Source organism: Synechococcus sp. UW105 (genome assembly GCF_900473935.1).
Taxonomy (GTDB): Bacteria; Cyanobacteriota; Cyanobacteriia; order PCC-6307; family Cyanobiaceae; genus Synechococcus_C.
This window is the reverse complement of the sequence record NZ_UCNN01000024.1, coordinates 25,612-37,655: the sequence shown is the minus strand read 5'-3', so window position 1 is coordinate 37,655 and position 12,044 is coordinate 25,612. Positions and strand designations below refer to the sequence as shown.

The window sequence follows — 12,044 nt, the reverse complement described above, 5'->3', positions numbered from 1 at the left end:
CGGCTCCCGCGCAGTCCAAAACCATAACTCACAACTCACCCAACTCGCAAGCCCTAAGCCTCGGGACCCACGCTCATCCAACAACTGAAAGCCTGAAGGCCTGTGAGGCAGTGGCTTGCCTCACCATCACCCCTCGCTGCGCCCTGCCCGATCACTGGAGTAAGGCCTGGCCCCATTCATGCAAACGTTCGAGCATGTCATCGTTGCTGGCAACCACGACAGGGAAATCAGCAGACGCCAGATCTTCACCAACAACCAGATCGGATGGCTGTCTATCGAGCCAGATCAAAGGACAACCCAATTCACTCAGCACCAACCAGGCTGCAGCCATATCCCAGATTTTGGGAGTGGCCTCGAGAGCCCCAACGGTCTGCCCCATCGCCACACTGAGCAAATTCAGGCTTGCGACCCCCAGCAGGCGAATCTTGCCCGGAAAACGTCGGTCTGGTCGCTGCTGAAGCACACGAATCGCCCGGCTGCAGAGCGAGATACAGGCACTTCCCGAAGTCGTGCGGGTTTCTGGCGTGAGTCGCTTGCCATTCCTCCATGCCCCCTTACCGCGGATCGCAACGATCCTTTGTCGTAAAGACGGCACATCCAGAAACACCTCAGAAGGTGCACCATCCACCCAGCGGGCCACGGAAATCGCCCAATAAGGGATGCCTGCAGCAAAATTGGTCGTGCCATCCAACGGATCCACCACCCAGTAGGCCTGGCTCGATGGAACCGACTTGGAACCTTCCTCACTCAGCACCCCTTCACCGGGTGCAATCGCTTGCAATCCCTCAAAGATGGCCTGATCACTCCAGCGATCACAGGTGGTGATCAAGGTGCCATCTGGCTTGATATCGGAGACGATATGGCCGAAATCCTGCAACTGGCGCTCAGCCACCCGATCGAGCAGCTGATGCACGGCATTGAGCTGCTGTGAGGTGAGGGCTTCAGCCACGATTGGGAGTCACCCCTCTGAGTTCAAAACAGAAGCTTGGCAGGCTGGCCGACTGGAGGTGGGTTCGATCGGCACGGTGTAATCCTGATCCTCAACCGGTTTGGTGCTGCTGAGACTGACGGATTCACAGGAGATCACTTGATCCAATCCGGTGCGACGGCGCAGCTGGGCCAATGAGGTGTTGTAGGTCGTCACTGCATCGGCATAGCGAACCTCCGCATTGGTGAGGTCACGCTGGGTGTCAACGACTTCCCGTTGCGTCGTGACACCGGCCTGGAAGCGAAGACGAGCCAGGCGCAGTGATTCGCGTGAAGAGAGAACCTCACGAGAGGTGGTGTAGATGTCTTGATTAGCGGTGCGCAGGTCAAAAAAGCTGTCTTCCACTTCCTGACGGATCTTGTCCCGTTCGGAAGCGAAATTGAACTCGCTTTCCTCAGCTTTCTGCTTATTGAGCCGGTATTGGGCGCGGGCACGGCCTCCATCAAAGATGTTCCAGGTGGCATTGAGAGCCACGGTGTTGCTGGCACTCCAGGTGTAATCAGCCATCTTGACCACTTCAACGGCGGTCTGCCCCTGCGTGCGCGAGGTAGAGAAGGTGTTCACCAAGCTCAGGATTGGCTGCACAGCGGCCAAAGCAGCATTGGCGTTGCTGTTGTTGATGGAGATATCAAGGATGAAGCGATCCAGCTCTTCGCGGAAGGCATAGGCAGCAACAATGCTTTCCTGCAAGGACGGCTGCCACACACCTCTGACCCGGGCAGGAGTGGCGGCAGTGGGTGTGACGTCCTGAGGCAGATCAAGAAGAGCTGCTAAGGCCCGACGGGCTTTGTCCTGCTTGCCCAGAGCTTGGCTGAGCAGCTGCTGATCACGGGCCAGCTGTGTTTCAGCCTCGAGAACCTCCAGCTTCGTGGACACACCCGCCTCAAATCGAGCTCTGGCATCACGCAAACTGACGAGCGACACCCGCACCGATTGCTGGCCAATCCGCACCTGCTCATCCTGGCGCTGAAGGTTGAAATACTGGGTTGCGGTGTTGAGGCGCAGCTCTCGCAGCGAGATCAAGTAGGTATCACGTGCCTTTTCGTAACTATCTCGTGCTGAGGCGATCTGAGGGACCCGGCCGGGATCAATCAGCTTCCACTCCACCTGAGCCGAGAAGTTAGCCGTCCACTGACCACTGGTCTTATATGGGGTATAAGGCCGTTTTGTGAGTGCATTCACGGGAGGCTTACCAGTCCTCGGATCAATGCGAAGAGATTCACCTCTCTGAGAACTGAGAAAGTCGGGATTGCGGTATTGATCTCCCGCCAGATATTGGGGGAGGCCATTAGCCGTGAGGTTGACCGTTGGATACCAGGCCGCAATCGCAGCCAGCAACTGCGATTTGGCCTGCTCGACCTGACTGGCCGCCGCCTTCAGACTGGGATTGTTCACCTCAGTGAGGCGTTGAGCCTGCTCAAGAGTGAGCGGGCGCAGCTCGCGGATCCTCACCTGGGAAGGTTTATCGGGAAGCGCCAGAGAAGGAGGAGCCTTGAGCGGTGAGAGATCTTGGGGCAACTCTGTGGCTGCAGGAGGCAGCACCGAGTCATCTGCCTTAGGTCGTGCCCCTTTGACCTCAGTAGCTGTTGGGAGTGTCGACTGATCCAGCAAAGCCCCCTCTGCGCGCTGATCAGAGGTTGGACCATCAGCTGCGAGCATGTCCTCGGCCCGGAGTGGAGACCCAATGGAGGCGGTGGCTGTCAACGTGCCGGCAATGAGGAACAAGCGGGCGGCAGTCCGTCTCACATCAATACGCAAGCTGGCCGGAGCTTAGGGGCTTTTCGACTGATCACCGAGGACGACGGTCACGATGTCAGCTGCTCCATGCACGATTCGAATCGGAACAGACAAGCGCTGCTCCAATTCAGCCAACGTCATGTCATCGAGAAACACTGGCTCGCCCTGGCGAAGCATCACCGATGGCAGCAGCAGCTGATCACCGAGGTTGCAACCCTCCAGTCCCTGAATCAGATCCTGACCAGTGAGCAACCCTGTAACGACCTGGTCTTGCCCCCAATAGGGGCTGGGAAGACCATACAAACTGAGCGTGACTCCCTCCACTGCATTCAGACGGGCCGTCACCGGAGCAAGGGCCTGATCCACCAGCCGACCAACGACCCAGCTGCTGTGCAAGGGCTGATCAATGCCACTGGGGAGGTCGGCGCTGGCGCCATCGAGCGACTCCAAAAAAGCGCGAATACTGCCCACACCGTTTTCCTGCTGAGGCAAATCCTCGTAGCTTTCCCGTGGGGGCAGCGGCAAACCGGCCATCAGATACCACTCATCTGACAACCAAGCAAAACGACTACCAAGACGCTTCTGAAACTCCAGCTGCAGAGGCTCCACCCGTGCGATCACAGCTCGTGCGTCCTCAGGCGACACCGGCATGAGGCCATCCTGCTCGGGCCGAAAGCGGGTCAGGCCAACAGGCACCACAGCGGCCGAGAGCACAGCAGGCCATTCACCACCCGCGAACGCACCCAGATCCTGAAGAGTGCGTTCAAGCGAGTCACCATCATTAATCCCAGGACAAACCACCACCTGGGCATGAATCTGCAGATCCCTTGCAGCAAACCAGCGCACCTGGTCCAACAGCAAACCAGCCCTGGGGTTTTTCAGTAAACGAGCTCTCAACTCAGGTTCAGTGGCATGCACCGAAACGAACAGTGGAGACAGGCGTTGCTGCTCGATCCGCTGCCAGTCGGCATCGGTGAGGTTGGTCAGCGTGAGATAGGAGCCGTAGAGAAAGCTCAGACGGTAGTCGTCGTCCTTTAAATACAGGCTGCTACGCCGGCCTGGCGGTTGCTGATCAATAAAACAGAAAGGGCAAGCGTTATTGCATTGCCGTAGTCCATCAAAAAGCGCCTCGCTGAACTCAAGGCCAAGGCCATCATCGGCATCCTTTTCCAGATCGACTTGATGCAAATCGCCCGCAGCATCTCTCACCTCCAGGCGCAACTCTTCATCAACGCAGAGGTAGCGGTAATCGATCAGATCCCGCGGTCTAATTCCATTGATGCTGAGCAGCTGATCTCCAGGCTCAAACCCCAGCTCCTCACCAATCGAACCAGACTCAACAGCCACAACAATGGCTGGAACCGGTTGACGCGCTGAGGAGTTGTGATCTAGTGCCGCCACAGCAACACCAGCAGAGGGCTCATTCCACACGGGGAAGCAGCTGCTGTACTCAGTTTGATCCTGTTGATCCTGCTGTCATCCACCAGGCCAGAAGCAGCACCCCGAAGAGCAAGCGATACGCCACAAAGATCCAGGTGCTGTGGCGCTGCAGATAACGGATCAACCAGTCAATCGCCAGCCACGACACCACAGCAGCGGAGACAATCCCCACCAGCAATGGCAGAACACCGCCTGAACTGGGATCGGCGAAGGCATCCTTCAACTCCACGAGACCGGCAATGCTGATGGCCGGGATCCCCAAAAGGAAGGAAAAGCGGGCTGCATCGGCCCGCTGCCATCCATCAAAGAGAGAAGCAGTGAGTGTGCTGCCGGAGCGGGACACACCAGGGATGAGAGCCAGTACCTGGGCCAGACCCACCACGAGGCCATCGCGCCCCTGCACCTGATCCAGATTTTTAATGCGAGGACCCAACTGTTCTGCCAAAGCCAGCAGCAGGGCCATCACGATCGAGACAATCGCAATCGCTGGAACGCTGCGCAAAGGGGATGTGGCGTAACCGGGCCAGAACACCTTGATCAGAAATCCTGCGAACAAGATCGGCAAGGTGCCTACTGCCATCGCCAGTCCGAGCCTGGCCTCTGGTTCCCTCCACTGGCCGCGAGCCACTGCAGCCGTGATTCCCCGCAGCACATTGTTGAGGTCATTGCGGAAGTAAGCAATCACCGCCGCAATACTGCCGAGCTGAATCACGGCGGTGATTGACACACCAGGATCTCCCCATCCCGCCAGCACGGGCACAACCTTGAGATGGGCGGTGCTGCTGATAGGCAAAAACTCCGTCAGTCCTTGCACCACACCAAGAATCAAATTGCGCCAACAGGCTTCAAGCAGCCCGGGTGCCGCCACCACGTCAGTCATTGCAAAAGCCAATGTTTCAGGACGCTATGCGGTTGCCGGCATTGGCGCCAGCCTCCTTTTCTTGGAAGCATCTTCTAAGGTTTCGGTCCTTACTGCACAAACGGAGGCATCCCTTTTGCCCAGCGGCCTGATCCAAACCCAAGTCATGGATCGCCGCAGGCTGGATGTCCTCCCTGTACTGGACACCCCCTTCCTCCGTAGCGTCTCGCAAACACCACTGCGCCTCTGGAGTGGTGCGCTTGTGGTGTTGCCTGTGTTTCTTCAGGCCCCTTGGGTGCGCATTCATCCATTCAGCGCCAGCCTGTTCACCATCGTGCTGATGGCTGTAGCCATCCCCCTCGGTTGGCAGCAGCAACCAGTCCGCAAAGACATGGGGGCCCTACTCCTGGGGTTCAGTGGCAGCTGGTTAGCAGGCAGCCTGTTCTGGGGATGGCTGCGAGCTCACCCAAGCTGGCACCTACCGATTGAAGCCCTGGCACTTCCCCTGGCCATCACCGGACTGGGGGGACGTTGGCGACTGGGATGCACGTTCTATCTCTCCTCCCTCATCGGCACAGCCCTCACCGATTTAGCCATGGCACTCACGGGCGTGATGCGCTTCTGGCCAGCCGTGGTGCAAGCGCCGTTAGCGGAAGCAAACACGCTTCTGAACACCGCAGCAGCGTCCCTGCGCCATCCCTCCGCATTGCTCGTGATGCTTGGCCTGGCGGCTCTCATTCTTGGCATGGCGAACCAAATGCACATGCGGAGTCGTCGCCCAAGCCTGCATTCCGACTGCTGGGCAGTGGCCGCATCGGTGCTGGTGACAACGTTGATGGTGGATGGTCTGTTCCTGCTGATGGCCCTCCTTCAGCCCGCACTGAGTGGACTGATCTGAAACGAACTGCAAAAGCTCGTCATCTGGCCTAGAGATTGGCCTAGACACGCTTGTATGGTGCACATACCGGCGATGCCGGAAGTCTCGTTCCGATTCCTGACGGAGTGTTCCGATGAAGCGGCTGGTCTCCTGGCTGACTGGTGTGGTGGTGATGACAGGCCTCTTGCTGGGGCTGGTGCTTCCGCAAGCTGCCTACGCCGATTCCATTCGCAACGTTGCCGACGACAAAATTGCCGAGCGCGGCGACAAAGTGGACCTGAACAACTCTTCTGTTCGCCGCTTTCAGCAGTTCCCTGGCATGTATCCGACTCTGGCCGGCAAGATCGTGCTCGGTGGGCCTTACAACAGCGTTGAAGATGTGCTCAGCCTCGACCTGACAGACCGCCAAAAGGAACTGTTCTCCAAGTACCGCGACAACTTCACGGTCACGGATCCCGCCATTGCCCTGAATGAGGGTTTTGATCGCATCAACGACGGCCAGTACCGCTGAGGCCCCGCTCTGAACGATTCGTTCCGATCTGAAACGTCGTTGAAGAAACCGCCGGCATTCCCGGCGGTTTTTTGTCTACTGGCATGAGAGTTGTCTCTGCCCACGGAGACCCCATCCCACCAGGTCCCTGGGATGTGGTGGTGGTAGGAGCCGGTGCGGCAGGGCTCATGACATGCCTGGAGCTGCCCGAAGGTCTGAACATCCTTCTGCTCAACCGCAACACCAGTCGTCGTTCTTCAAGCCGCTGGGCACAGGGAGGCATCGCCTCCGTCACCCGCCCGGACGACAGTGCAGGCAGCCATGCCGCCGACACACTCCAAGCAGGGGCTGGACTCTGCGACGGAGATGCGGTGCGACTGCTGGTGGATCAAGCACCGCAGTGCGTAGAACGTCTGTTGCAGGTCGGGATGGCCTTTGACCGCAACAGTGACGGCAGTCTCGCCACCACGCTAGAGGCGGCCCACAGCCATCACCGGGTGCTGCATGTGCAAGACCAGACGGGTCGCGCGCTGGTGGATGTTCTTCGAGAGCGGGTCGAACAACGACAGGGGTTGCTGCACAGAAGGGGCGTACACGTTAGCAAGCTCTGGGTCGAAGACGGTCGGTGCTGCGGCGTGCAGGTGATTGATGGCCCTCTCCTCCACTGGATCAGAGCCAGGGCCGTCGTTCTTGCCACCGGGGGCGGCGGTCACCTTTACACCAACACCACCAATCCTGCTCAAGCCGCCGGTGAAGGAGTTGCGCTGGCATGGCAAGCCGGCGCAGCAATCGAAGACCTCGAATTCGTGCAATTTCACCCCACTGCTCTGCATCTACCAGGAGCTCCATGCTTCCTAATTTCCGAAGCAGTGCGTGGTGAAGGGGGCGTCCTGGTGGATGGTTCTGGCCGCAGCCCTGTGGCAGATCTGAAGGGAGGTGACCTCGCCCCCAGAGATCAGGTCAGTCGCGCTTTGGTGCACAGCATGCGTCGTGAGGGCACAGACCACGTTGGCCTTGACCTGCGGACAATCCCTCGGGCTCAGGCGCAACGCCGATTCCCCACAATCCTCGAACACTGCCGCGAATTTGGGCTCCAGCCCCTCGACAAGCCTTTGCCTGTTGCCCCTGCCGCCCATTACTGGATGGGGGGAATCGCCACCAACCAGCATGCATCGACCAATGTTCCCGGTCTCTACGCCGTTGGGGAAGCTGCCTGCACAGGCGTGCATGGTGCCAACCGGCTGGCAAGCAATTCCCTGATGGAATGCCTGGTCTACGCCCGGCAGCTACGAGAGATCGATCTTCCTATCTGGTCAGAGGCGAGTCAACGAAGCGTGCGCGCACTTTGTGCAGCCAAGCCCCCCTTAATAACCAATCTGCGCAGCAGCATCCAAGCCTCTGAGCTGACACGCAGCATCGATCGATTGCGTGAACAGTGCTGGGCCGTGGCCGGTGTCGACCGATCTGTTCACGGCATCCAAGCCGTGCTGCAACAAACACTGGAAGCGATGCCGCGCTTCGAGCAAGAAGAAACCTTGGCGCTACTGGATGCTCAAGCCTTCGATCAGCAACATCAACTGGAAGAACCCAGTCGCCGGGAGCTCAACCTGCTGCTGGATCTCAACCACCGTCAGCGCACAAGTGCTCTGCTGCTGGAAGCCTGCTTGTTCCGACAGGAAAGCCGCGGGGGTCATTTCCGGAGTGATGCCCCACTGCCAATGCCGCAGTGGCAGTGCCACTCCAGGCAGCTCAAGGGACGGATGATCCACACCCGTCCGGTTAGCCCCTAAGACAGCAGCAAAGGGATGGCATCAGAAATCGGAAGGCCCTTTGTAATTCGAGAGGCCTGCCAAGGTTTCGAGAGGCTTGACGCCTGAATCAAGCTGACCATTGATCTCCCAGCTGGGAAAACCTTCAATCCCCTTGCTGGCACAGAGTTTGGGCTGGCCATTCAGGCCATCAGGCGCACACTCCACCTCATCGAGTTTGTCCGTGGCTTCCTTCCCAAAAAGCTCTTTCTGATCATGACAATGAGGACACCAGTGAGCGGTGTACAGCACAGCCCCTTCTGCGCTGAGATGTTCGGCCAGAGCGATTTTCGCGGGCGAGCTAGGGCTGGTGACTGGTGGCCCCGTGCGCTGGCCGACCGGTGATGCTGCAGGCCGGTTGGGGTCGACAACAGAAGCCCAGATCAAACTTCCCAACAGCACCGCGAGGGCCAGAAGCACACCTCGAAACAGCAACTTTGCAGGGTCATCCCAACCACCACCGGCCACTGCCAGGACCACAAGAGTGAGGGAGATCAGTGCCGATAAAACACAGAAAAAACAAAAGGCCTGAATCTTGAACACCATCAGGCCGATCAGCACCAAGCTGAACACCGCCATGCCCAGAGAGACCGTAAACAGACCCCACCAGGTACGGCGGGACAAATCTGTTTTGTTTTCCGCCAACCCGGGCAACAAAGGTCCAATCGCCATCACCAGCACCGCTAGGTAAGCGAGCAATCCAGCAAACGACAGCGGAATGGTGAAGCCATCTCCTTGAAAAAGAGTTCCCCACACACTGCTGAGCACCTTGTCGCAGCCATCTCCTCCAACAGGGCAGGTCAGAGGACCCAGCAGATTCCAGCGTTGAAGTGTGATCGAACCGGTATCGATCACACCAACAGTGGCCAGTACGGCCATAGCGATCCGCACCCATTTCGAGCCCGGGTCCTGGCGGCGGCGACTGGTGAGGCGCGTGGTGGCCATCGAGGCTGTTCAGGTGCCAGTCAGTTTGGCAGGCATGGCTGCCTTCTTCAGCGCCAGAGCTGTGAGGCTTGGATCAGAGCCTTGCAGGTGCAACCGTAAGGTGAAGAATTAAGTGGTGCGGCCATGGCGGCAAACGCAACGACCGCAAGTGCAAAGGCAGCACGGCCGACAGTGGCCTTCGCACATCTGGGCTGCGAGAAAAACCGGGTCGATACCGAACACATGCTCGGCCTGCTCTCAGAAGCGGGTTATGGCGTTAGCAGCGACGAAACAGATGCCAACGTTGTGGTTGTGAACACCTGCAGTTTCATCCAGGACGCCAGAGAAGAATCGGTGCGCACCCTGGTGGGATTGGCCGAACAAGGCAAGGAACTGATCATCGCCGGATGCTTGGCCCAACATTTCCAGGAGGAACTGCTCGAATCGCTTCCCGAGGCGAAAGCCATCGTGGGCACGGGTGATTACCAGCACATCGTGGACGTGCTCAAGCGGGTTGAAGCCGGAGAGCGCGTCAATCAGGTGAGTAAGAACCCCACCTTTGTGGGCGATGAACACCTGCCGCGCTACCGCACCACTGGCGAAGCCGTGGCCTATTTGAAAGTGGCCGAAGGCTGTGATTACCGCTGTGCCTTCTGCATCATTCCCCACCTTCGCGGCAACCAGCGCTCACGGCCGATTGAATCGATCGTGGCCGAAGCCCATCAGTTGGCGGCCCAGGGCGTGCAGGAGCTGATCCTGATCAGCCAGATCACGACCAACTACGGACTCGATCTCTACGGCAAGCCTCGGCTGGCAGATCTGCTCAAGGCCCTTGGCGAAGTGGAGATTCCCTGGATCCGAGTGCACTACGCCTACCCCACAGGGCTCACACCAGAGGTACTGGCTGCATACCGGGAGGTGCCCAACGTGCTGCCCTACCTCGACCTCCCTCTTCAACACAGCCATCCTGATGTGCTGCGCGCCATGAACCGCCCCTGGCAGGCCGACGTGAACGAACGCCTGCTCGATCAGATCCGTGAGCAACTGCCGGATGCCGTGCTGCGCACAACGCTGATTGTCGGATTTCCTGGTGAAACGGAGTCTCAATTCGAGCATCTGGCCTCGTTCATTGAGCGTCAGCGCTTCGACCATGTGGGCGTCTTCACGTTCTCCCCGGAAGACGGCACACCGGCAGCCACCCTTCCAGACCACGTGCCCGAGGAGGTGGCCATCGCTCGCAAGGACAAACTGATGGGCCTGCAGCAACCCATTTCAGCTGCGGGCAACGCCAGCTGGGTGGGCCGCACGGTTGATGTTCTGATCGAACAACACAACCCCACCACCGGCGAGATGATTGGCCGCTGCGCTCGCTTCGCTCCGGAGGTGGATGGAGAGGTGCTGGTGCAACCCGGCGATAACGGTATGCAGGCGAGCCCGGGCACCATGGTGCCTGTGCTGATTACCGGTGCCGATGTTTACGACCTCACCGGCAAGCTGGTCGGAGCAGCCGACATGGTCACAGCGGCGCGCAGCGCCTTGTGAGACTCGTTTCCAACTGGCACCAACGGCAACGCACTATCTTTCTGATCGCTTCAGGCCTGAGCACGGCGGGATCCTTCGCGGGGCTCACGGCTAAGGGCTGGATTTTGATGAGCGGCACCCAAAACGCGATGCTGCTGGCTCTGCATTTCGCCGCCCTCTCCTTGCCAACCCTGCTGGTCAGTGGTCCCGCCGGTGTGCGCACGGACCGAATCGGCTGCGAGAAGGTTCTGGTGCAGGCACAGTGGGCTCTGCTCGGAGCGGGCCTGATCGGTGCCCTTGCAATTCCCCTGCTCAACGGCAAAGCGCAGGTGAGCGTGCTCCTGCTCAGCACACTGCTCATGGGAGTGGCCGGTGCATACGAACTGACAGCCCGCAATAAATACTGTGCCCTGCTGGTGGATGAACCCCAGCAATTGGCCCCTTACCTCACCAGCTTTTCAGTCGTGTTCAACGTGGGGAAGCTGGTGGGACCACCGATCGGAGGCTGGCTGGTGGCGCTAACGGGACCGGCCATGGCCCTGAGCATCGATGCCTTCAGCTACCTGCTACCGATCGCCAGTGTGATTTGGCTACTGCAGCCCAATACAGCTCAGGAGCAACGCAGCACCGGTTCCAGCAGCGCATCACTGCGGACAGCGTGGAACGACTGTGGACCGATTCTGCGCAACGTTCTGCAGTTCACGGCTGTGATCTGCGTTGTGGGTTTCTTTCATCCTGGCCTGGCGCCTCTGATCGCTGCCGACACCCTCGGCCCTGATCCCCGAGACCTTGGTCTTTTCACCAGTGTTCTGGCGTCTGGAAGCATTGCCGGTGGGGTGGTACTGCAACGCAACAGCCACAAATTCAGCCGTCGACCAGCGATGACACTTGGCTGCTTCGCCTTGATCACCGCTGTGGCGCAACTGGGCATGGCCAAAGGGGGATCGGTCACGATGGTATTAACCATGGCCCTGCTCATCGGCGCAGGCACTGCAGGCCTGCTCAGCAGCGCCAACATGATCACCCAGGTGGGCACACCTCAGATCATCCGCGGACGCATGGCCGGACTCAGCCAGATCGCCTTTCTTGGTGGGGGTGGGCTGAGCGGTCTGATCGCTGCAGCTCTCGCGACCACAGTTGGACTCAGTCACACCTTCGCCATCACAGGCGGTGTGGGGCTAGTGCTGGCTGGTTGGGAAATCTGGAGGCGTGGTGAAACCGTTCTCCCTGAGAGGACGGAAACAGAGTGAAGATCCGCTGCCAGAGCTTCAGATCAACTTGATTCCACGCAGTACTCCACCGATCACAGCAGCGGCGACAAGGCCTGCACCAACCAGACCCAGATAGAAGACAACACCCACGGCAGTGATGGCAAGACTGGTCTATTAGATCAGACCCGA

Annotated in this window: 11 protein-coding genes; 5 read left to right on the top strand and 6 right to left on the bottom strand. The window is 59.1% G+C overall.

Annotated features, from left to right (window positions below):
- Positions 1–151: 151 nt before the first annotated feature.
- The 4 genes from DXY16_RS10275 to DXY16_RS10260 are packed head-to-tail and all read right to left on the bottom strand — an operon-like array spanning position 152 to position 5,045.
- Complete coding sequence (locus tag DXY16_RS10275) at positions 152–952, bottom strand: inositol monophosphatase family protein (RefSeq protein WP_115121134.1); 801 nt, start codon at positions 950–952, stop codon at positions 152–154.
- A 6-nt stretch (positions 953–958) separates the two neighbouring features.
- Positions 959–2,734 carry a TolC family protein gene (locus DXY16_RS10270; protein WP_170953924.1) on the bottom strand — a complete coding sequence of 592 codons (1,776 nt, stop codon included), beginning with the start codon at positions 2,732–2,734 and terminating at the stop codon, positions 959–961.
- A 24-nt stretch (positions 2,735–2,758) separates the two neighbouring features.
- Positions 2,759–4,156: a TIGR03279 family radical SAM protein gene (locus DXY16_RS10265; RefSeq protein ID WP_115121133.1), complete on the bottom strand. Its 1,398-nt coding sequence runs from the start codon at positions 4,154–4,156 to the stop codon at positions 2,759–2,761.
- A 19-nt stretch (positions 4,157–4,175) separates the two neighbouring features.
- Positions 4,176–5,045, bottom strand: a complete 870-nt coding sequence (locus DXY16_RS10260; protein ID WP_170953923.1) for an undecaprenyl-diphosphate phosphatase — start codon at positions 5,043–5,045, stop codon at positions 4,176–4,178.
- A 145-nt stretch (positions 5,046–5,190) separates the two neighbouring features.
- Here DXY16_RS10260 and DXY16_RS10255 point away from each other — a divergent pair, with 145 nt between their 5' ends.
- From DXY16_RS10255 to nadB, 3 genes are all read left to right on the top strand, one after another.
- Complete coding sequence (locus tag DXY16_RS10255) at positions 5,191–5,922, top strand: DUF3120 domain-containing protein (protein WP_115121132.1); 732 nt, start codon at positions 5,191–5,193, stop codon at positions 5,920–5,922.
- A gap of 112 nt (positions 5,923–6,034) precedes the next feature.
- Positions 6,035–6,412, top strand: a complete 378-nt coding sequence (psbU, locus tag DXY16_RS10250) for a photosystem II complex extrinsic protein PsbU (protein ID WP_115121131.1) — start codon at positions 6,035–6,037, stop codon at positions 6,410–6,412.
- A gap of 83 nt (positions 6,413–6,495) precedes the next feature.
- On the top strand, positions 6,496–8,181 hold the full coding sequence (nadB, locus tag DXY16_RS10245) for an L-aspartate oxidase (protein WP_115121130.1): 1,686 nt from the start codon (positions 6,496–6,498) through the stop codon (positions 8,179–8,181).
- A 21-nt stretch (positions 8,182–8,202) separates the two neighbouring features.
- Here nadB and DXY16_RS10240 read toward each other — a convergent pair whose 3' ends face one another.
- Entirely contained in the window at positions 8,203–9,144 is a 942-nt protein-coding gene (locus DXY16_RS10240) for a vitamin K epoxide reductase family protein (protein WP_115121129.1), read from the bottom strand.
- 123 nt (positions 9,145–9,267) lie between these two features.
- Between DXY16_RS10240 and rimO the strand changes: the two genes are divergently transcribed.
- The gene (rimO, locus tag DXY16_RS10235; protein WP_115121128.1) at positions 9,268–10,665 is read left to right on the top strand and encodes a 30S ribosomal protein S12 methylthiotransferase RimO; all 1,398 of its coding nucleotides are present in this window, start codon (positions 9,268–9,270) and stop codon (positions 10,663–10,665) included.
- Complete coding sequence (locus tag DXY16_RS10230) at positions 10,662–11,894, top strand: MFS transporter (protein ID WP_115121127.1); 1,233 nt, start codon at positions 10,662–10,664, stop codon at positions 11,892–11,894. The genes rimO and DXY16_RS10230 overlap by 4 nt, the downstream gene beginning before the upstream one ends.
- Positions 11,895–11,912: 18 nt before the next feature.
- Here DXY16_RS10230 and DXY16_RS15035 read toward each other — a convergent pair whose 3' ends face one another.
- Positions 11,913–12,005 (bottom strand): cytochrome B6, encoded by a 93-nt coding sequence (locus DXY16_RS15035; protein WP_115017751.1) that lies wholly within the window; start codon positions 12,003–12,005, stop codon positions 11,913–11,915.
- Positions 12,006–12,044: the final 39 nt, after the last annotated feature.